This window comes from Spiractinospora alimapuensis (assembly GCF_018437505.1).
GTDB lineage: Bacteria > Actinomycetota > Actinomycetes > Streptosporangiales > Streptosporangiaceae > Spiractinospora > Spiractinospora alimapuensis.
Genome location: NZ_CP072467.1, coordinates 1,315,750 through 1,336,388, shown reverse-complemented (window position 1 = coordinate 1,336,388; position 20,639 = coordinate 1,315,750). Strand labels below are relative to the sequence as shown.

At 70.1% G+C, this 20,639-nt stretch carries 16 protein-coding genes; 12 read left to right on the top strand and 4 right to left on the bottom strand.

Annotated features, from left to right (window positions below):
- Positions 1-278 precede the first annotated feature (278 nt).
- Positions 279-1,022, top strand: a complete 744-nt coding sequence (locus J4H86_RS06180; RefSeq protein ID WP_236543927.1) for an IclR family transcriptional regulator — start codon at positions 279-281, stop codon at positions 1,020-1,022.
- Between the two features lie 32 nt (positions 1,023-1,054).
- Here the strand turns inward: J4H86_RS06180 and J4H86_RS06175 are convergent, their stop codons facing one another.
- On the bottom strand, positions 1,055-1,615 hold the full coding sequence (locus J4H86_RS06175) for a gluconokinase (RefSeq protein WP_236542541.1): 561 nt from the start codon (positions 1,613-1,615) through the stop codon (positions 1,055-1,057).
- A gap of 23 nt (positions 1,616-1,638) precedes the next feature.
- On the opposite strand from J4H86_RS06175, the gene manA reads away from it, so the two are divergent.
- The gene (gene manA / locus J4H86_RS06170; RefSeq protein ID WP_236542540.1) at positions 1,639-2,820 is read left to right on the top strand and encodes a mannose-6-phosphate isomerase, class I; all 1,182 of its coding nucleotides are present in this window, start codon (positions 1,639-1,641) and stop codon (positions 2,818-2,820) included.
- Here the strand turns inward: manA and J4H86_RS27575 are convergent.
- The gene (locus J4H86_RS27575) at positions 2,747-3,307 is read right to left on the bottom strand and encodes a transposase (protein ID WP_394356455.1); all 561 of its coding nucleotides are present in this window, start codon (positions 3,305-3,307) and stop codon (positions 2,747-2,749) included. The two genes, manA and J4H86_RS27575, sit on opposite strands and share 74 nt — an antisense overlap.
- A gap of 822 nt (positions 3,308-4,129) precedes the next feature.
- Complete coding sequence (locus J4H86_RS06165; RefSeq protein ID WP_394356454.1) at positions 4,130-5,341, bottom strand: ROK family transcriptional regulator; 1,212 nt, start codon at positions 5,339-5,341, stop codon at positions 4,130-4,132.
- A gap of 109 nt (positions 5,342-5,450) precedes the next feature.
- Here J4H86_RS06165 and J4H86_RS06160 point away from each other — a divergent pair, with 109 nt between their 5' ends.
- From J4H86_RS06160 to J4H86_RS06115, 10 genes are all read left to right on the top strand, one after another.
- Positions 5,451-6,587, top strand: a complete 1,137-nt coding sequence (locus J4H86_RS06160) for a Gfo/Idh/MocA family protein (protein WP_236542539.1) — start codon at positions 5,451-5,453, stop codon at positions 6,585-6,587.
- A complete protein-coding gene (locus J4H86_RS06155; RefSeq protein ID WP_236542538.1) occupies positions 6,584-8,257 on the top strand; it encodes a sugar ABC transporter ATP-binding protein in 1,674 nt (557 codons plus the stop codon). Before J4H86_RS06160 ends, J4H86_RS06155 begins: the two co-directional genes overlap by 4 nt.
- Positions 8,254-9,381 carry an ABC transporter permease gene (locus J4H86_RS06150; RefSeq protein WP_236542537.1) on the top strand — a complete coding sequence of 376 codons (1,128 nt, stop codon included), beginning with the start codon at positions 8,254-8,256 and terminating at the stop codon, positions 9,379-9,381. The genes J4H86_RS06155 and J4H86_RS06150 overlap by 4 nt, the downstream gene beginning before the upstream one ends.
- The gene (locus J4H86_RS06145; RefSeq protein WP_236542536.1) at positions 9,378-10,463 is read left to right on the top strand and encodes an ABC transporter permease; all 1,086 of its coding nucleotides are present in this window, start codon (positions 9,378-9,380) and stop codon (positions 10,461-10,463) included. Before J4H86_RS06150 ends, J4H86_RS06145 begins: the two co-directional genes overlap by 4 nt.
- A 5-nt stretch (positions 10,464-10,468) precedes the next feature.
- Positions 10,469-11,680 (top strand): substrate-binding domain-containing protein, encoded by a 1,212-nt coding sequence (locus J4H86_RS06140; protein WP_236542535.1) that lies wholly within the window; start codon positions 10,469-10,471, stop codon positions 11,678-11,680.
- Entirely contained in the window at positions 11,680-12,582 is a 903-nt protein-coding gene (locus J4H86_RS06135) for a sugar phosphate isomerase/epimerase family protein (RefSeq protein WP_236542534.1), read from the top strand. Before J4H86_RS06140 ends, J4H86_RS06135 begins: the two co-directional genes overlap by 1 nt.
- An 87-nt stretch (positions 12,583-12,669) precedes the next feature.
- Positions 12,670-13,407: a hypothetical protein gene (locus J4H86_RS06130; RefSeq protein ID WP_236542533.1), complete on the top strand. Its 738-nt coding sequence runs from the start codon at positions 12,670-12,672 to the stop codon at positions 13,405-13,407.
- 185 nt (positions 13,408-13,592) lie between these two features.
- The gene (locus J4H86_RS06125) at positions 13,593-17,879 is read left to right on the top strand and encodes a ThuA domain-containing protein (RefSeq protein ID WP_236542532.1); all 4,287 of its coding nucleotides are present in this window, start codon (positions 13,593-13,595) and stop codon (positions 17,877-17,879) included.
- A 98-nt stretch (positions 17,880-17,977) separates the two neighbouring features.
- The gene (locus J4H86_RS06120) at positions 17,978-18,694 is read left to right on the top strand and encodes a hypothetical protein (protein WP_236542531.1); all 717 of its coding nucleotides are present in this window, start codon (positions 17,978-17,980) and stop codon (positions 18,692-18,694) included.
- A gap of 173 nt (positions 18,695-18,867) precedes the next feature.
- Positions 18,868-19,872 carry a sugar phosphate isomerase/epimerase family protein gene (locus J4H86_RS06115; RefSeq protein ID WP_236542530.1) on the top strand — a complete coding sequence of 335 codons (1,005 nt, stop codon included), beginning with the start codon at positions 18,868-18,870 and terminating at the stop codon, positions 19,870-19,872.
- A gap of 37 nt (positions 19,873-19,909) precedes the next feature.
- Here the strand turns inward: J4H86_RS06115 and J4H86_RS06110 are convergent, their stop codons facing one another.
- A complete protein-coding gene (locus tag J4H86_RS06110; protein ID WP_236542529.1) occupies positions 19,910-20,593 on the bottom strand; it encodes a type III secretion system chaperone family protein in 684 nt (227 codons plus the stop codon).
- Positions 20,594-20,639 lie beyond the last annotated feature (46 nt).

Sequence of the window (20,639 nt, the reverse complement as noted above, 5' to 3'; positions counted from 1 at the left end):
CCGTGACGGGAACAGAGACGGGAACAGAGGAGTGTCAATACCCTAACCCGACAAAGCCGATCACGGGAGCGCCTGAAAAACCGCAGGTCACGGGGTTGCGATTTGGTCTCTGGGAGTGACCGTACAGGTTGTGTTCAGTCTTGACCACTATTGTGGATCATATGGCCAACAACGACGACCACGCACAGTACGGGACCAGAATCGACGCGTCGAGCCTCGGAGCCGTCGACCGTGGATCGCGGGGTGGCCCTGCCTCCGACGAGGCGCCGGTTAAGTCAGTGGATCGCGCGATCACGGTGTTGGAGATCCTCGCCCAGCATGGCGAGGCCGGAGTCACCGAGATCGCCGGAGAGCTGGGAGTCCACAAGTCCACCGCGTTCCGGCTGGTTGGAGCGTTGGAACGGCGAGGCCTGGTGGAACAGCCGGGCTCCCGGGGCAAGTACCAGCTCGGCTTCGGCGTGATCCGGTTGGCGGGTGCGATGACAGCGGGTCTCGACCTCACGCAACAGAGCCGACGGGTCTGTGAGGACCTCGCCTCTGAGCTGGGGGAGACGGTGAACATCGCCATCCCCAGCGGCGAATGGGCGGTCAACATCGACCAGGTCCGCGGCGCCTCGGCGATCGTCAGTCAGAACTGGATCGGGCGTCAGTGCCCTCTCCACGCCACATCCAGCGGCAAGGTCCTCCTCGCGTACATGTCCGTCCACGACCAGCGGCGGGTGCTACGCGGCCCGCTCGAGCAAGTCACCGAACACACCATCACCGATCCGGACGTGATCCGATCCCAGATCGACACCCTGCACGCCAACGGCCACATCGCCGCGGTCGAGGAGCTGGAGATCGGCCTGAACGCCGTCGCGGCTCCCGTACGCGGCGTGGCCGGTGACGTGATCGCCGCGATCAGTGCCTCAGGTCCCTCCTACCGGATGACCGAGGACTCCCTGGAGGAGATCGGCCGTCGCGTCGCCAAGGCCGGCGCGGAGATCTCCACGCGGATGGGTCACATGGAGACCTCCGGCTGACGGAGGTCGGGGCGAGCGGCGGTTCGGCGGCGTCACCCGTCGCCGCGCCGTCTCGGCCCGTCCGTTCCGAGGACCCCAGGTGGGGACACCTCGACGTCGCGTTGACCCCGCAGACGGCGCGCCACGCACCGCACGACCTCCGCGACGGGCCACGACGCGTCCACCGTCAGCCCCGCCTCGTCGGGGTGGAGTTCCTCCAGCGTGGCGAACTGGGACGCGAGTAGTTCCGGGGGCATGAAGTGGTCCCGGGCGGCCATCCGCCGCGCGAACTCGGAATAGTCGCCGCGCAGGTGCAGGAAAAAGGCGTCGGATGTGTCGAGTCGGAGCCGGTCGCGGTACCGACGGCGCAGCGCGGAGCACGCCATCACGCTGGACCCGCCGGCCCGGCGTCGTGCCGCCAACCAGGCGGCGAGGGCGTCGAGCCAGGGGTCGCGGTCGGCGTCGTCCAGCGGTTGCCCGGACTCCATCTTTTGACGGTTGGCGGTGGGATGGAAGTCGTCGGCCTCGGCGAACGGCAGGCCGAACCGGTCGGACAACGAACGGCCCACGGTGCTCTTGCCACACCCGGCGACACCCATGACGATGATGTGCACACCGATAATGGTAGGAACGGGTCATGCGACGTCTGCGCAACCAGGTGCGCCATTACCACTGGGGGTCCCCGACGGCCATCCCCCGCATGCTCGGGCGCTCCCCGGACGGACGGCCGTACGCCGAGTTGTGGCTCGGCGCGCACGCCTCGGCCCCCAGCGTCGTGGAGACCCTCACCGGGCCGGTGCCCCTGGACGCGGCGATCGACGCGGCCCCTCAGGAGTACCTGGGCGCGGGTGTGACCTCCCGGTTCGGTGCCCGCCTCCCGTTCCTGCTCAAGGTGTTGGCCGCCCGCTCCCCACTGTCACTGCAGGTCCATCCGAACGCGCGACAGGCCCGGACCGGGTTCGCCGCGGAGGAGGTCGCGGGAGTTCCCCGGGACGGGGCGACGCGCAACTATCCCGACCCGTTCCCCAAGCCTGAGCTCCTGGTCGCGCTCGGCTCCTTCGACGCCCTGTGTGGCTTTCGCCCGCCGGGCGAGGTGGCCCAGGACCTCGGGTCGCTGTCCGGGCCGCTCGCGCGGGACCTGCGGCGCGAGCTGGGGAAGTCCGACGACGCCGTCCGTGGCGCCGTGTCCCGCGCCCTGGAACTACGTCGCTCCGACCCCGGCCGGCTGCTCGACGGATTCCTGGGGGAGTGCGCGGAACAGGCCGCGCGGGGTGAGATCCCCGCGTCGCTGCGCACCGCGATGGACATCGCCTGCCGCTTTCCCGGGGACCCGGGAGCGGCGATCGTTCCCCTGCTCCACCGCGTCTCGCTCGCTCCCGGCGAGGCGCTACTCGTCCCCCCGGGGCGACCCCACGCCCACCTGGGCGGCGTCGCGCTGGAGATCATGGGCAGCTCCAACAACGTGATCAGAGCCGGTCTAACCGGCAAGCACGTCGACCCCCAGGGCGTCCTGGAGGTCGCCGACCTCTCGTCGCGGCCCGTTCCCTGGGTGCGCCCCGTTCGCGACTCGACGTGCGCGCGCTACCCGGTGGACTACCCCGAGTTCCGGCTCGACCTCATCAACGGTGGCAAGGACACGTCCATCCCCGCTCACACCCCCGCCGTCGTCCTCGCCCTCTCCGGTGCGTGTGTCCTGCGGCGGAGCGACGAGGAACTCAAACTCGAACGGGGCGAGTCCGCCTTCGTCACCGCGGCCGGCCCGTCCGTGGAGGTCCGTGCCGACGGCAGAACCGTCCTGGCGACGGTGGGCTCGAACTGATTCGTCTCCCGTGGGGGCCGCGCGGTCCGGTATCGGCCGGTCGGCCCACTGGGGGGAGCGTGGCTCGGCCTGGAGGCGCGAGAGAGCGTCGGCCCACTGGCCCTCTGGACGGGCGAGTGCGCCTTCGTGGTCCAGCCCCCGCGCGAGCGCCCCAGGGCGTGGTCTCCGGGCTCGCCGCCGGCGGGGCGGGCTCCGGGGGTGGGCACGCACGATCGTGGAGTCCACCGACACCTCCCACCCGACGTGTCCGGTGGTGTGGGCGCGGGCCTGCGGCAGTGCCAGCCACACGGTCCCACACCCCCTCGCGTTCGAAGCGGCGGAACAGGCCGTAGGTGCTCTGCCAGGGCCCGTAGGCGGCGGGCAGGTCACGCCAGGGCGCCCCGACCCGTATCCGCGAGCGCACAGCGTTGAGCAGGGTGCGGCGGCACCGGTGGGGCGGACGTCCGCGCGGGGAGGGAACCGGCAGCAGCGGCCGAAGGGCTTCCACTGTCCATTGGTGAGGTCGTGGCGGTGGGTGGCTGGTCGAGACAGCGCGAAGTCTCTGGTGGAGACGGTCTTCTTGGTCGTTGACTCATCTCCTGGAGGCCTCACCTGTTTACGGGCGGCGACCACCGAATCGATACCAATCGACCCTCACACCCTTCTAGAACACGCCCTGGGGCGGTGGGTGGTGGGTGGTGGTGCCGGTGCCCTCGCCGATCCCGAACCGGTGCCAACGCGGGGCCCGGTGCGCGGAGGCCCTGCGCGTTCCCTCCCCATCGGGGTGAGGGGCGATCTCCGTGTTGGTCAATGATCGGTAGCTCGCGGCGAGCCCTCTCTGCCGGTGACGTGGGCGGATGCGCTGTTGGGGGGGCGCCCGGAGGCGGCCCTCCGCATGGCTCCCCGGGGCTTCGCTCTCGGCGGGCGGGTTGCGGATGGTCGGGTTCGGGTGGCGAGCGAACCACGGTGGGCGCTGGTGGTCAGGCGTCCTCGCCGGGCCGGAACCGGAATCCACGAAAGTCTCGTTGTGTGGAGCGCCCTTTCGCCCCGGCCGCGGTCGGAGCCGTCGGGGCAGCCGTGGGCGGGTCGTCGTCGGTCCGGTCAGGCGTCTGGGGGCGTCCTCTCCCCGACGGGGGTGGTCGCGTCGGTGTCCTGGCTCGTTGTCGTCCGCGAAGGTGGAGCCAGCACTCCGTCGGGTACGCCGTGCGGCTCCCTGGGGCGTTCCTCCCCTCGACGTGACGACGGGCGGTGGCCGGATTCGGCCGCTGGCGGGTACTCCGGCGCGGATCCGACGCCGCTGGCTCGTGTCCCCGTGGATTCCAGGGGTGGGTCAGGTGCCCACGAGGGCGTCGACGCGGTCCGGGCCGAGACGGTACTCGATCACCATGGTGGCGGCGCCGATGACTCCCGCGCCCTCCCCGGTTCGGGCCGCGACGATGCGGAGGTTCTGGGTGGCCAGGGGGAGGGAGCGTTGGTAGATGACCTCGCGGATTCCGGCGAGGAGGTGGTCGCCGGCGAGGATCATCGCGCCGCCGACGACGACGATTCCCGGGTTGAGCAGGTTGACCGAGGCGGCCAGAACCTCGCCGATGTCGCGGCCCGCGTCCCGTAGCAGCGGGGTGAGGGACGGGGTGCCGGCGCGGGCGAGGTGGACGACGTCGAGCGCGGTGTCGGCCGCGATCCCGGCCTGGGTGAGCTTCGTGGCGATGGCGGGTCCGCTGGCGACGGCTTCGAGGCAGTCGGTGTTTCCGCAGCGGCAGAGGATGCCTCCGCCGTCGGAGACCTGGATGTGTCCCATGTCGCCCGCGGCTCCCTGGGCGCCGCGGTAGACGGTGCCGTCGGTGATGATGCCGCAGCCGATGCCGGTGGCCACCTTGACGTAGAGCAGGTGCCGCACGTCGCTCCACTGGGAGAAGTACTCACCCAGGGCCATGATGTTCACGTCGTTGTCGACGAAGACCGACCCGGGGAGCTGGGCTCCCACGTAGGCGGGAACGTCGAAGCCGTCCCAGCCCGGCATGATCGGCGGGTTGATCGCCCGCCCGGTGGAATGCTCCACGGGTCCGGGAAGGCCGAGCCCGACCCCCAGCAGCTCCTCCGGAGTACGGCCGATCTCGGCGATCAGGGCGCGGCCGTTGTCGATGACCCAGTCCAGGACGGTGGTGGGGCCGAGGTCGATCGCGACGTCGGCGCTGGTCTCGGCCAGGATTCGCCCCGACAGGTCGGTGACGCCGAGCCGGGCGTGGGTGGCTCCCAGGTCGGCGGCGAGCACGATCCGGGCGGAGGGGGCGAACGCGAAGGTGGTGGGCGGCCGGCCGCCGCTGGAGGCCGCCTCACCCGCCGGTTGGATCAGGCCGCTGGCGAGGAGCGCGTCCACCCGTTGGGTGAGGGTGGACCGGGCCATGCCCGTCATCGAGGCCAGTTCGGAACGGGTGCGGGGCTTGCCGTCGCGCAGCATCCGCAGCAGGGTGCCGGCGCCGAGAGTCCCCGTTGGCGCCTGCCCCGACGGCGGTCGCGACAGCGCTGTCGCATCTTGTGTCACCTTCCCAGTGAATCACATACACGAATCAACATGAGTCGGCTGACATCTGTCGGAAATTCTGTGAACTTCTGATTGACTCCGGGCATAAGTCGTGTTTACCGTCATCCCTATGGGATTCACCACAGGCCCCGTGATCCGGGACACGACCGACGCCGCACCACGACCACACGGATACCGCGCCGCCGTCATCGGAACCGGGTTCATGGGGCGGGTCCACAGTCACGCTGTGCGCGCGGCGGGGGGCACCGTGGTCGGTGTCGCCGGGTCCAGTCCCAGCAAGGCCGAAGAGGCCGCGGTTCGCACGGGAGCCGAACGCGCCTTCGCCGACCCCGACACCCTGATCGCCGACCCCAACGTGGACGTCGTTCACGTGTGCACCCCGAACCACCTCCACGAGGACTTCAGCGTCCGCGCCCTGGCCGCCGGCAAACACGTCGTCTGCGAGAAGCCGCTCACCACTGACACCGCCTCCGCGGAACGAATGGAGCGCGCCGCCGCCGACAGCGGTCGGATCACCGCGGTGCCGTTCGTGTACCGGTTCCACCCCATGGTCCGCGAGGCGCGCGCCCTGGTGCGTCGAGGCGGACTGGGACGCCTGGTGCTCGCGCACGGGGGCTACTTCCAGGACTGGCTCCTGCGCCCCTCGGAGAGCAACTGGCGGGTCGACCCCAGCATCGGCGGACCGCTGCGCGCCTTCGGCGACATCGGATCACACTTCTGCGACCTGCTGGAGTTCGTCAGCGGGCACCGCATCCGGTCACTCAACGCCCAGACCAGCCGCATCAACGACCACCGTGGCGAGGGCGAGGAGGCGGTCACCACCGAGGACCTCGTGACCCTGCAGTACGTCACCGACCACGGCCTCGTGGGCACCGCCGTGATCAGCCAGGTCTCCGCCGGACGCAAGAACCGCCTGCTGCTGGAGATCTCCGGAGCCGAGGCCACGCTCTCCTTCGACCAGGAACAGCCCGAACTGCTGTGGATCGGCCAGGAAGCGCAGAACACGGTCCGGATGCGCGACCCCGCGACACTCAGCCCCGACGCGGCGCGGCTCGCGCACGTCCCCTCGGGGCACCCGCAGGGCTACCAGGACTGCTTCAACAACTTCGCCGCCGACGTCGACGCCGCCACGAGGGGGACCGCCCCCGAGGGGCTCCCCACCTTCGCCGACGGTCTGCGCGGGGCCCGAATCGCCGACGCGGTCCTCGCCTCGGCGACGGAGAACACCTGGGTGGACGTGCCATGACGAACGCGTCGCGCGGTGCGTCCGCGAACGACGCACCCAACCCTCCACTGCTGCGCATGGAGGGCATCGGAAAGTCCTTCCTCGGAGTCAACGTCCTGACAGCGGTGGACCTGGAGCTACGCGGGGGCGAGGTGCACGCGCTGGTCGGTGAGAACGGTGCCGGCAAGTCCACGCTCATGAAGATCCTCGCCGGAGTGCACCAGCCCGACGCGGGACGCGTGGTGCTCGACGGCGCGGGTGTGCGATTCGCGCATCCCGTCGACGCGCAGGCGGCCGGGGTGTCCACGGTCTTCCAGGAGTTCAACCTGCTGCCCGAGCGGACGGTCGCGGAGAACGTGTTCCTCGGCCGGGAGCCGTTGCGGCGTGGCGTCGTCGACGCCCGACGGATGCAGGCCGACACCGCCCAGCTCCTGGACGACCTCGAAATCCCCGGGATCGCCCCCACCGTGAAGGTGGGGACCCTGTCCATCGCCGAGCAACAGATCGTGGAGATCGTCAAGGCCCTGTCGGCGGATGCCCGTATCCTCTCCATGGACGAACCCACCGCCGCGCTCGCCGACGCCGAGGTCGAGGTCCTCTACCGCCTCGTGCACCGACTGCGCGCGCGCGGGATGGCGATCCTGTACGTCTCCCACCGGCTCAAGGAGATCTTCGACCTGGCCGACACGGTCACCGTGCTGAAGGACGGCCAGCGGGTCGGCTCCCTCACCCCCGCGACGACCACCCCGGAAGAGCTCATCCGCCAGATGGTGGGCCGTCCCGTCAGTACGGTCTTCCCGGACAAGCCGCCCAGGTCCGAGGAGCCGCCCGTGCGGCTCCGGATCCGCGGGGCGGGAAACCGACAGCTCGACGGGATCACGCTGGACCTCGGCGGCGGCGAGGTCGTGGGCGTCGCCGGCCTGCAGGGCAGTGGCCGCACAGAACTCGCCCACGCCCTCTTCGGTCTCGAACGCTTCACCCGGGGCACCGTGGAACTGGACGGCGCCCCCGTCACGTTGACCTCGCCCCGCACGGCCATCGGGGCCGGTGTGGCCATGGTCGCCGAGGACCGCAAGGCGCAGGGGCTGGCGCTGAACCAGTCCGTCATCGCCAACGCCCGCCTCGTCCTGGACAGCGTGTTCGGCACCCAGTCCAACCGCCGCGCCCGCCAGATCCCCGGAATCCTGTCCAGCCTGGAACTGGTGTCCCGGGGGGAGCAGCAGGAGGTGCGGTTCCTGTCCGGCGGCAACCAGCAGAAGGTGGTGCTCGCCAAGTGGCTCGCCACCGACCCCACGGTCATCCTGCTCGACGAGCCGACGCGCGGGATCGACGTCGGCGCCAAACAGGCCGTCTACCGGGCGATCCAGGAGCTCGCGAGTACCGGGGTGGCGATCCTGCTCATCTCCTCGGAGCTGCCGGAGATCCTCGGCCTCGCCGACCGCATCGTCGTCCTTCACGACGGCCGGATCGCCGGCGAGCTCCCCGCCGGAGTGGATGAGGAGGCGGTGATGGCCCTGGCCACGGGGCACAGCGCCGCGGCGCCGCCGACGGCGGACGCGCTCGGCGTCGGTGACGACGCCGGTCCCGACCACGCCGAGGGCCGCGATGCCGGAGTGGCCTCCCCGGGCCGCACCGACGCACGCGGCGAACCCCCCTCCGAGAGGGCCGACGGGCCGGAGAGTGACCAGTGAACCGCTCCGTACGCATCCCGATCGTGGGCCGGCTGGGCACCACCGGACTCGTCTACGTCGCCTTGGTGGCGATCGTCGTCGTCGCGGCCGTGCTGGTCGCGTTCCGCGGCCAGAACCTCTTCTCCGAGTCCAACGTGGTGGACATGCTGGGCCGTTCCAGCGTGCTCGGGTTCGTGGCCATCGGCCAGACCCTCGTCATCATCTGCCGCTCCCTGGATCTGTCCGTGGGATACGTGGTGGCGTTGTCCAGCCTGGTCGCCGCCACGACGATGGACGGCGACCCCTCCCGAATCCCGCTGGGTGTCCTGGCGGTGCTCCTCGTCGCCGGTCTCATCGGGCTCGTCAACGGACTCGCCATCACCAAGCTGCGCGTCAACGCGTTCATCACCACGCTCGGGATGGGGCTCATCATCAAGGGCTACCTGGACACCCGTTTCCAGGGCCCCGAGGGAGCCGTGCCCGCGGAGTTCCAACTCTTCGGCTACATGCGGATCGGGGTCCTGCCTCTGTCCACACTGGTGATGCTCGCGGTCGCGGTCCTCGCGATCGTCCTGCTGCGCGCGACCCGCGTCGGGTACCACATGTACGCCGTCGGCGGCGACACCGACGTCGCCCGCATGTCGGGTATCCGCACCGACCGCACCGTCATCACCGCCCACGTGTTCTGTGCCGTGACCGCCGGCCTGGCCGGACTCCTCCTCGCCGCCCGCTTCGGCACCGGAAGCGGGGAACGCGTCTACCGCTCCGGCTACGAGCTCGACTCGATCGCCGCCGTCGTCCTCGGTGGCACCAACCTCCTCGGTGGGTGGGGCGGGGTCGCCGGCACCATCGCGGGCGTCCTCATCCTCGCGGTCCTCGACAGCGTCTTCAACCTGCTGGCCGTGAACCCCTTCTTCAAGGACGTGCTGCGTGGCGTCGTGGTGATCGCCGCCGTCGCCCTGTACGCCCGGCACCGGTTCCGGCGCAACGCCGACCGGGACCGCTTCGCCGGGGACGGGCACCCGTCCACACCCAGGAGCGGGCCGGGAGATCCGGCGAGCGCCACCGACCCTGATCCGCCGCCCGACGGTCGTCCCGACCCCACCGGCGACGTCACCTCCGCGGAACCGGGAGGCAGGTCATGACCCGTTCCTCGACCACCGGCCCGTCCGGACGCGCGACCGAGGTCCTCGCCCGCCTGCTCGGCGGCGGGAGCGGGACCGTGTTCGCCCTCATCGTCGTGATCTTCGCGTTCGTGTTCGTCATGAACCCGTCCTTCGCCCAGCCGCGCACCATGGTGGCGTTCTTCCTGCTGCCCGCGGCGGGCGTGGTGGTGCTGGCCATCGGCCAGTACTTCGTCATCGTCTCCGGGGAGCTCGACCTGTCGGTCGGATCCCTGGTCGGGGCGCAGGTGGTCATCGCGGCCCGACTCCTGGAGGGCGACGACAGCCGCACCTTCGGCGTGCTCGCCCTGATGGTGGGCTTCGGCGCCCTGGTCGGCCTGGTCAACGGCCTCGTCGTCACACTCCTCCGGGTCCCGTCGATCATCACCACCCTCGGCATGATGCTGATCCTGTTCGGGGCGATCCGCCTGTGGACCGGGGGAGCCCCGACCGGGGAACTGTCCACACGGTTCCGGATCCTCGGCAGGGACGGCATCAGCGACGTGCCCGTGATCGGGCAGTTGCCCTGGGCCGTGCTCGTCCTCGTCGTCGTGGGCGCGCTCGCCGTGTGGGTCATGCGCACCCCCTACGGGCGCACGCTCATGGCCGTCGGCGACAACGACGTCACGGTCCGGTTCTCCGGTGCGCGCGTCTGGCAGATCCGCACCGCCGCGTTCGTGGCGTGCAGCCTGCTGACGACGCTGGCCGCCATCCTCATCGGCGGCCGGTCGGGCCTCACGGCCCAGGTCGGACAGGGGCTGGAGTTCACGGCCATCACCGCCGTCGTCCTCGGCGGCATCGTGCTCGGCGGCGGACGGGGGACCGTCGTCGGCGCGATCGGTGGGGCTCTGGCACTCCAGGCCCTGTTCGTGCTGTTCAACCAGTTTGGGATGCCGTCGACGCTCAACCCGGCGGTACAGGGCCTCATCATCATCGCCGCGGTGGCCTACGCGGCGCGCCCCCGAACCGGATCGTCGTTCCGTCTGTTACGGCGCGGCCGTGACGACCAGCGGGACACCCAACCCGCGCCGCCCACCGGCGGCGCCCCCACAAGGAGGGACTGACCACCATGCGGATCCCCCGTGTGTTCGTGGCCGGCTGCGCCGCGGCCGCGCTAACGCTCACTGCGTGTACCGTCGACGACCCGGACGCCGACGGCGAGGACACCGCCGCCGAGGGCGAGGAGACCGACCTCAGCCCCGACGACGAGTGGTTCGACGAGGAGGAGTACGAGCTTCAGCTCGCCCAACGCGACATCGAACCCGAAGGTCCGGCCGACGAGCCCTGGCTCCAGGCCATCGAACCCGAGATGATCGACACCTCGGAGTGGGCCACCGACGAAGGTGACGCCACCCTGTGCTTCTCCAACGCCTCGGTCTCCAACCCGTGGCGCGTGACCGGGTTCCTCACCATGGAACAGCAGGTCGAAGCGCTGATGGACGAAGGGGAGATCGGGGACTTCCGCGTCTCGGACGCTAACGACGACGACGATGTCCAGATCTCCGACATCCAGGCGTTCGTCGAATCCGGCGACTGTGACGCCATCATCATCTCCCCGTCCACCACCGCGACCCTGACCCCCGCCGTCGAGGAGGCGTGCGACTCCGGGGTGCCCGTGGTGGTGTTCGACCGCGGCGTGAACACCGACTGCGCGGTCACCTTCATCCACCCGATCGGCGGCTACGCCTACGGTGCCGACGCGGCGGAGTTCCTGGTCGACAACCTCGAACCCGGGTCCACCGTCCTCGCCCTGCGCATCCTGCCCGGCGTCGACGTCCTCGAACACCGATGGGCCGCGGCCCAGCAGGTCTTCGGCGACTCCGAACTGGAGATCCTCGGATTCGAGTTCACCGAGGGCGACGGTGCGCAGATCAAGGACCACGTCACCCAGTACCTCCAGCGGGGCGAGGTGGACGGAATCTGGATGGACGCCGGCGACGGCGCTGTCCAGGCCATCGAGGCCTACGAGGACGCCGGTATGGACTACCCGGTGATCTCGGGAGAGGACGAGATGAGCTTCCTGCGCAAGTGGGACGAGGAGAACCTCACCGCGATCGCGCCCGTCTACACCAACTTCCAGTGGCGCACCCCGGTCATCGCCGCGGTGGACATCCTCAACGGCGAGGAAGTGCCCGAGGAGTGGATCCTGCCGCAGGATCCCGTCACCGAGGAGACCCTGCAGGATTACCTGGAGCGGAACGAGGACATGCCCTCGCTGCACTACGCGCAGTTCGGCGGCGAGGACCTGCCCGGGTTCCCGGAGGTGTGGGAGGACCGCTGATGACCGTCACGCCACGCACCACCGGACACGCGCCGCGGGCGCTGGGAGTCAACACCTGGGTGTGGACCTCCCCGCTGACCGACGCCGCACTGGAACGACTGGCTCCACGGATCGCCGCGTGGGGGTTCGACGTGATCGAACTCCCCGTGGAGAACCCGGGGGACTTCGACGCGGACCGGGCGGCTCGACTACTGGAGTCACTCGGACTCACGGCCACCGTGACACTGGTGATGGGTGACGGACGAGAGCTGGTGGCGGCCGATCTGGCGACGGTCGCCACCACCCAGGACTATCTGCGCCGCGTCGTCGACACCGCGGCCACGGTGGGGTCGCCGGTGATCGCCGGCCCCGCCTACGCCTCGGTGGGACGGACCTGGCGGATGGACGACCAGGCCCGTCGCGACTGCTACGCGCAGTTGGTCGAGGGACTCGCCCCCGTGGCCGCCCACGCGGCGGCCACGGGGGTCCACATCGCCGTAGAACCCCTGAACCGCTACGAGACCAGCCTCATCAACACCGTCGACCAGGCCCTGGCCGCGCTGGAGGGGCTCGACCCCACCGTGGTCGGGCTGGCCCTGGACGTCTACCACATGAACATCGAGGAGGTGGACGTCCCCGCGGCCATCCGCCGTGCCGCGGGCCGGATCGACCACGTCCAGGTCTGCGCCAACGACCGCGGCGCGCCCGGCCGGGACCACCTGGACTGGCCGGAGATCCTCCGCGCGCTCGACGACGCCCAGTACCCCGGACCACTGGTGATCGAGTCGTTCACCGGAGACAACGCCACCATCGCCACCGCCGCGTCCATCTGGCGCCCCCTAGCGCCCAGCCAGGACGCCCTCGCCACCACCGGACTCGAATTCCTCCGTGGCGCCCTCGCGGGCCCGCGGACCGACACGTGATCCAGCGCCGAGCCGGGGGTTGGGGGCCGTCCTCGGCCCCCAGCCCCCACCGCCCCCGCCGCACGGACGTGACACCAAGGAGTCACCATGGCGCAGTCGACCCCGGAGTCCACCCCTCCCACGACACCCCCCGATCCGGCCGACGGCGCGGACGTTCCCGCCACACCGCCACGGCCGGGGAGACGCCCGTGGATCCTCCCCGTCGCCGCGGTGGCCGTGATCGCGGTGCTCGTCGTCGGGGTCGCCGTGGTCGTGACCCAGTGGGACACGACCGTGACCCCGGACCCGCAACGCGTCGCGGAACTGGAGGACGAGGAGGCCGAGCTGGACACCACGCGAGTCGCCGAACTCGCGTCCCTGACCGAGGAGACCCGCGACGCGCTCACCCCGGTCGCCGCCGAGCTCCAGACCTCCCAGTCCGCCGAGGAGGCGCCCTCCGACCTCGACTCCCTCCTCACCACCGTGGAGGAGGCCGAGGAGTCGTTCACCGACCCACCGTCGGGCACCACCGAGCACAACCTCGCCTGGGGCGGGGTGGAGTCCTCGGTGCGGCTCTTCGCCTCGGCGCTACGGGCGCACGCGGCCGCCTCCGAGGCCGAGGGTGACCTCGCGGCGGACCTGGACGATCACGCCCACACCCTCACCGGCCAGGCCCTGGCCTCGTGGGAGGTGTCCTCCGGTCAGGTCGAGGTCCTCGCCGCCGCCGCGGACCACGACGTCCAACTATCCCTGTCGGCCGCGAGCACCACCGTGGAGGAGAACGACGACTCCGCCGCCGCCGGAGCCATCGAGTCGGACCCCTCCCCGGCTACGGCCGACGAGTGACCCCCGCCCCCCGCACTGGTGAATCGAGGTGACGCCGCACCACCACCGTTTCGTTCGGCGCCGGCACGCCGATGGGCGCCCCTCCGGTCCGTGACTCCCGCCACCGCGCGGTGGCCCGGACGACGGGCGCGGCCCCGTTCCCCGATCGCTGATGTGTCGTGACCAACGAAATGAGAGGTTCCCCCGTGGCCCACGCGAAGTCCGCGCTGCGCGGGTTAGCGGTGTTAATCGCCGCCGTACTCACCCTCGGGCTGATGACAGTCCCGGCCAGCGCCGACACCGACCCGAACGACCCCGAAGCCCCCGAGGTCGACGTCAACGACTTCAACGCCCTGCTCTTCACCGCCACCACCGCCTACCGGCACGACTCCATTCCCGCCGGTATCGCGTTGTTCGAGGCGCTCTCCGAAGAGCACGGATTCGGCCTCACCCACACCGAGGACTCCTCCATCTTCAACGAGGAGGACCTCGCCGAGTTCGACGTACTCATCATGCTCCAGACCTCCGGCGACCCCTGGTCGGAGGAGGAGAAGGCCGCGATGGAGGCCTACCAGCAGGACGGCGGCGGAATCGTCGCGGTCCACAACGCCACCGACATGCGGGGCGAGTACGACTGGTGGGACGAGCTCGTCGGCTCCTTGATGCCCGCCCACGCCGCGACGGGCCAGGACCCCGGCCTCCCCGCCACGGTGCAGGTCGAGGACGACGTCCACCCCTCCACGGCCCACCTCGAGGAGTGGGAGTGGAACCGCGGCGACGAGTGGTACAACTTCTCCACCAACGTTCGCGGTGACGCCCACGTCCTGCTCACCATGGACGAGACCACCTACGACCCCGGCTCCGAGGCGATGGGCTACGACCACCCCATCTCCTGGTGCAAGCCCTACGACGGCGGCCGCGCCTGGGCGACGGGGATGGGGCACTTCAGCTCCCACTACTCCGAGCCCGAACTCGTCGACCACCTGCTCGGCGGCGTCCAATGGGCGGCCGGGACCGCCGAGGGCGACTGCGGCGGGACCGACTGGGACTCCTACGACAAGGTTCCGCTCGACACGAACACCAGCGCTCCCTACGGCATGGACGTGGCACCCGACGGGCGGGTGTTCTTCACCGAGCTGGTGCGTGGCCAGGTGCGGGTGTTCAACCCCGAGACGCACACGACGTCGACCGCCCTCGACATCGACGTGTACTCCGGTGGCGAGGACGGGATGTTGGGGATCACCCTGGATCCCGACTTCGAGGACAACGGATACGCCTACGTCTACTACTCGCCCCCCAGCGACCAGGACGAGTACGTGAACCGGCTGTCCCGTTTCACCGTGGACGACGAGGGCAGCACCATCGACCCCGACTCGGAGTCGGTCGTCATCGAGGTCCCCAAGCAGCGCTTCGACCAACCGGGCCACACCGGTGGTGGGCTGGAGTTCGACCCCGACGGCAACATCCTGCTCAGCGTGGGCGACGACGTGAACCCGCACAGCGAACCGTCACCCAGTTCCGCGCCGCTGTCCACGATCGAGGGCACCTTCCACGACGCCCGCGAGACCTCGGCCAACACCAACGACCTGCGCGGCAAGCTGCTGCGCATCACGCCCGAGGAGGACGGCGGATACTCCATCCCCGAGGGCAACATGTTCGAACCCGGCCAGGAGGACACCCGGCCGGAGATCTACGCGATGGGCTTCCGCAACCCGTTCCGGTTCGCGGTCGACCCCGTGACCGGGGACATCGGACTCGCCGACTACGGCCCCGACTGCACCAACCTGGCGCAGTGCGGTGATTTCGGCCCGACCGGCATGGTGTCCTGGAGTCTGATCAGCGAGCCGGGGAACTACGGGTGGCCGATGTGCCACGGTGACAAGACCCCCTACCGCGACGTCGACTACACCACCGACCCGTGGACCTTCGGTGAGCTCTTCGACTGTGAGAACCCGGTCAACGACTCCCCACGCAACACGGGCCTCACCGAGCTGCCCGAGGTCACCGAGCCCGACCTCGTCTACGGCTACGAGATGTCCACCGTGCCCGAGGTCATCGCCCCCGGTGGCGGCCTCGCCCCCATGGGTGGCCCCTTCTACGATTACGACCCCGAGCTGGAGACCGACACCAAGTTCCCCGAGTACTTCGACGGCAAGCCCATCTTCTACGAGTGGTCGAAGAACAGCCTGTTCTCCGGCATCGTCGACCACGAGGCCGAGACGGGGAGCCGCCTGAACAAGCTCAACGAGTTCCTGCCCGACGAGTCGTGGCTGGCCCCCATCGACATGCAGTACGGCCCTGACGGGTCCCTTTACGTCCTGGAATGGGGCGGGGGCTTCGGTCGGGACAACCCCGACTCCGGTCTCTACCGGGTCGACTACGTGCCCGACGGGCGCTCTCCCGTGGCGCGTGCGGAGGCCGAACCAGACTCCGGCCCAGGACCGCTCGAGGTCCAGTTCACCGGGTCGAACTCCTACCACCCCGAGGACGACCAGGAGATCGTGTCCTACGAGTGGGACTTCACCAACGACGGTGAGATCGACTCCACCGAACCCGACCCCGTCCACACCTACACCGAGGACGGCGAGTACAACGCGCGGCTCACGGTGACCGGGAGCAACGACCTCACCGGTGTCTCGGTCGTCCCGATCAGTGTCGGTAACACCCGTCCGACGGTCGAGTTCGAGACTCCACCCAACGGCGGCTTCTTCGAGTGGGGTGACGAGATCTCCTGGGATCTCGACGTCTCCGACCCGGAGGACGCCGAGATCGACCCCGACCGCGCCTACGTCCAACCCGGGATCGGCCACGACGACCACGTCCACCACACCGAACCCGTCCCCGGGTTCAGCGGATCGGTCGTCACCGGCCTGGGCGGGCACTCACGCTCCGACAACGCGTTCTACACCCTGGAGGGCAACTACACCGACTCCGGGACCGACACCGCTCCACCACTCACGGGCAGCTCGACGGTGGTCCTGCAGCCCAAGGTGAAGCAGGCCGAACACAACATCGAGGCCGAGGGCGTCACCGTCATCGACTCCACCGACGTGGAGGTCGGCAACCACGTCCTCGCCGAGCTCGGCGACGGCGCCTGGGCCCGCTACGACCCGGTGAACTTCACCGGAGTCGACGAGCTGGCCTTCCGTGTCGCCGCGGACACCGACGGGGGCACGATCGAGCTACGCCAGGACGCTCCGGACGGCGAGCTCCTCGGTACGGCCGAGGTGCCCGACACCGGCGGTGAGGCCGAGTGGCAGGACCTCGTCATCGACGCGCCCGACGTCGAGGACACCATGGACCTGCACCTGGTGTTCACCGGGGAGGCCGACTTCCAGCTCAACTTCTTCGAGGCGATCGGACAGGGCGTTTCCCCCGGGACCCGCCCCGACGTCGCCATCACCGCACCCGACCCGGAGAGCATCTTCGACACCGGCCAGAGCGTGGAGATCGAGGCCGACGCCACCGACAGCGGATCCGAGATCGAGGTCGTGGAGTTCTTCGCCGGCGATGACAAGATCGGCGAGGACACCGAGGCCCCCTACGGGATCGCCTGGGAGGACGCACCCGACGGGACACACCTGCTGAGCGCCCGCGCGGTCAACACCGACGGAGCCAGCAACCAGTCCCGCGGCGTACGCATCCACGTCGGCGACGAGGTCGTCCGTCCCCCGTGGCAGACCTTCGCGAGCAGGGACGCGGAGTTCCGCCAACTCGGAGACGACGCCTTCGCCATCTCCGCACAAGGCACCAACGTCTGGCAGGGAACCGACGAGTACGGAGCGGTGTACCTGCCCGAGGCGGCCGAGGGCGACTTCCGAGTGGAGGTCGAGGTCGCCGAACACGAGGCACCGAACTCCAGTTCCAAGGCCGGCCTGATCGTCCGCAACGACGTCAGCGCCGCCGGCGAGGCGGGCGGCTACCTCCTGGTCCACCAGCAGGGCAACGGCGACTTCGAGGCCCTGTGGGACGAGGCGGGTAACGGCAGCCCCGACTCCTCGGCCGCGTTGGAAGGCGCCGAAACGCCGCAGTGGGTCGCGATCGAACGGGAAGGAGACGTGTTCAGCGCCCAGGCGAGCGCCGACGGAGAGGAATGGACCGAGTTCGCGGAGGTGGAGATCACCGACGCCAACGACGTCCTGGACGTCGGCATGTTCACCACGGCCCACGACGCGACCGCGTTCAGCGACGCGGAGTTCCAGAACTTCACCCTGGACTTCGACGACGGCGGTCCCGGAGACCCCGACGACCCGTTCGCCGAGGCGATTGCCACGATCGAGGCCTACCGCGACGCCGGTGACCTCCACCGGGGACAGGCCCAACCCCTGATCGCCCACCTGCGCACCGCGCAACGGATGGCCGAAGCCGGACAGGTCGAGCAGGCGAACACCTCACTCGACCGGTTCGAGTCCGCCCTCGATCGGGTCGAGGACGAGGCCATCCGCGACGAGCTCCTCGAAACCCTGGAGGAGCTGCGTTCCCACCTGGAATGACCCGACCCTGACCGCCCAACCCTGACCGTCCACGCGGGGCGGACCCCCGTCCGCCCCGCCCTACCCCCCGAAGACAGGCACGAGGCGAGGGAGCTCCGATGACAGCGACGCCGACGCGCCGACGCCGCGGGAACGCCGCGCGTCCCCCCACGCGGCAGCCAGACACACCTCCCCGACGCCGACGGACCCTGCTGGTGGGCGTCGCCGTCGCGGCCCTCTCCGCCGCCGCCATCACCACCGTCGTCGTCACCGGGGGCGACGACGACACGGTGCTCCCCGACCCGGACCGCGTCGCCGAACTGGAACAGCAGGAGAGCGAACGCGACGTCGCCCAGGTGGAGGAACTCATCACGCTCACCGAGGACACCCACGACGCGGTCGCCGACGTCGTGGGGGAACTCGACACCGCGCTGCCCCCCGACGGCGGCTCCGGGCCCGTCGCCGACAGCGACACCGTGGGGGAGTGGCGGGACACCTTGGCCGACGTCGCCACCGACCTCGAGGACCCGCCGTCGGGATCCTCGGAGTACAACGTCGCCCGCACCGGGCTGAAGGGGTCGATCGACCTCCTCGTGTCCTCCGTCTCCGCCTACGACATGGCCCTGGACGGCGACGATCTCGACCCCGAACTGACGGAGCTGGCCAGCTCCCTTCGCACGCAGGCCGTCAACGCCTGGTCCGTCTCGGCCACGCAGCTCGACCTCCTGGCCGTCGAGGCCGAGCTCGGCCACGTGCACCTTTACCTCGACTCCGTGGCGACCGAGGACGCGATGGCGCCCGACGCGCACCCCGAGGGGGTGCACGACGAGCACTGACCCACAGACCGGTCCCGCTGGTGTGCCGGAACCAGCGGGACCACTTTCGTCGTCCTCCCGCGGCCCCGACCTCGATGGCCGTGGCCGCGGGGGGATCGTCGTCGCCCCGGGGCCCTTCCCCGCCGCCCGACCCTCCGCCCAGACTGTGACCCCCGACCGAGGAGGAACCACCGATGACCCGACCCGTCACACTCTTCACCGGCCAGTGGGCCGACCTGCCGTTCGTCGAGATGTGCCGCCTGGCCTCGTCCTGGGGCTACGACGGGCTCGAATTGTGCTGTTGGGGTGACCACCTCGACGTCCACCGCGCCGCCAGCGACGACGACTACGTCGCCGAACGCCTGGGCACGCTGAAGGAGCACGGCCTGAAGCTCTGGGCCATCTCCAACCACCTCGTCGGCCAGGCGGTGTGCGACGACCCCATCGACCAGCGACACCAGGCGATCCTCCCACCCCACGTCTGGGGGGACGGCGACGCCGAGGGCGTCCGACAGCGCGCCGCCGAGGAGATGAAGGTGACGGCCCGAGCGGCCGCCCGCCTCGGCGTTTCCACCGTGGTCGGCTTCACCGGCTCGGCGATCTGGAAGTACGTCGCGATGTTCCCACCGGTGCCCGACACCACGATCGAGGCCGGCTACACCGACTTCGCCGACCGGTGGAACCCCATCCTCGACGTCTTCGACGAGGTCGGGGTGCGTTTCGCCCACGAGGTGCACCCCTCGGAGATCGCCTACGACTACTGGTCCACGGTGCTCACGCTGGAGGCCGTCGGCCACCGTCCCGCCTTCGGGCTCAACTGGGACCCCAGCCACATGGTGTGGCAGGACATCGACCCCGTCGGGTTCCTGTGGGACTTCCGGGACCGCATCTACCACGTCGACTGCAAGGACACGCGCCGCCGCACCGGAAACGGGCGCAACGGACGGCTCGGGTCGCACCTGCCGTGGGGCGACCCGCGCCGAGGGTGGGACTTCGTCTCCACCGGGCACGGCGACGTCCCCTGGGAGGACGCCTTCCGCACCCTCAACGCGATCGGCTACGACGGCCCCATCTCGGTGGAATGGGAGGACGCGGGGATGGACCGCCTGGCGGGTGCCGCCGAGGCGGTCCAGTTCGTCCGCGCCAACGCCTTCGACGCCCCCGACGCGGCGTTCGACTCCGCGTTCGGTTCGTCCTGAGGACCCATCCTGGTGGGCCACCGGTTGGCGTGCCCGGTCAGCGGCGGGGCGAGGGACCGTCGTTCCACACGTCCTGGGAGAACTGCTCCAGCAGGTCGATCTGGTAGTCGATCAACGCCTGCATCTCCGGGATCGTCAACCTGGTGGCCTTCCAGGCCAGCAGGGTGTCACCCTCGATCCGGAACGGCGTCTCCATGGCGCGCGGATCGTTGAGCATCCACCGCATGACGTCGTGGTCGAGCGCGTGGCGCGCGAAACCGTCGTCGTCGGCGCTGATCCGGAACGCCTGGTTGAACTCGCCGTTGTCCAGTTGGAGGTCGTCGACCCCGAAGACGCGCATGATGCTGTGCCCGAGGTGTTCCTGTGTGACCTCCAAGGTCGGACGTGCCCGGGGCAACCGGACCGCTGCGACGAGATAGAAATGCGTTGTCGACGACGGCGGATTCCCGCCGGTGCTTGTGGTGTAGGAGTACTCGAAAGCGAGCACCTCACGGTCGCGGTGCGTTCCGGAGAGGACGTGACGCACCTTTCCGCCACGGACGAAAGGCGTGCCGGAAAACTGGCGCGCCAGGTCCGAGCGTTCGGGAGTGTATTCCCAGTCGTATTGACTCGCCCACTGGGCGTACTCCTCCCGGCGCTGCCGCTCACGGCTGGCCTGCATCGCCAGGACCACCACTACGCCCACTGCCACGAGGGCGATCAGGGCAACTGTGTATTCCATCGGGTGACCTCCGAGATCAGACCCTTTCCCGATAAGATGCGCGGCC

Excerpts from the sequence above, each read along its gene's own strand:
- manA (WP_236542540.1), top strand. The coding sequence starts at position 1,639 with ATGCGACGTCTGCGCAACCAGGTGCGCCATTACCACTGGGGGTCCCCG.
- J4H86_RS06160 (WP_236542539.1), top strand. The coding sequence starts at position 5,451 with ATGGGATTCACCACAGGCCCCGTGATCCGGGACACGACCGACGCCGCA.
- J4H86_RS06155 (WP_236542538.1), top strand. The coding sequence starts at position 6,584 with ATGACGAACGCGTCGCGCGGTGCGTCCGCGAACGACGCACCCAACCCT.
- J4H86_RS06145 (WP_236542536.1), top strand. The coding sequence starts at position 9,378 with ATGACCCGTTCCTCGACCACCGGCCCGTCCGGACGCGCGACCGAGGTC.
- J4H86_RS06140 (WP_236542535.1), top strand. The coding sequence starts at position 10,469 with ATGCGGATCCCCCGTGTGTTCGTGGCCGGCTGCGCCGCGGCCGCGCTA.
- J4H86_RS06135 (WP_236542534.1), top strand. The coding sequence starts at position 11,680 with ATGACCGTCACGCCACGCACCACCGGACACGCGCCGCGGGCGCTGGGA.
- J4H86_RS06130 (WP_236542533.1), top strand. The coding sequence starts at position 12,670 with ATGGCGCAGTCGACCCCGGAGTCCACCCCTCCCACGACACCCCCCGAT.
- J4H86_RS06120 (WP_236542531.1), top strand. The coding sequence starts at position 17,978 with ATGACAGCGACGCCGACGCGCCGACGCCGCGGGAACGCCGCGCGTCCC.
- J4H86_RS06115 (WP_236542530.1), top strand. The coding sequence starts at position 18,868 with ATGACCCGACCCGTCACACTCTTCACCGGCCAGTGGGCCGACCTGCCG.
- J4H86_RS06110 (WP_236542529.1), bottom strand. The coding sequence starts at position 20,593 with ATGGAATACACAGTTGCCCTGATCGCCCTCGTGGCAGTGGGCGTAGTG.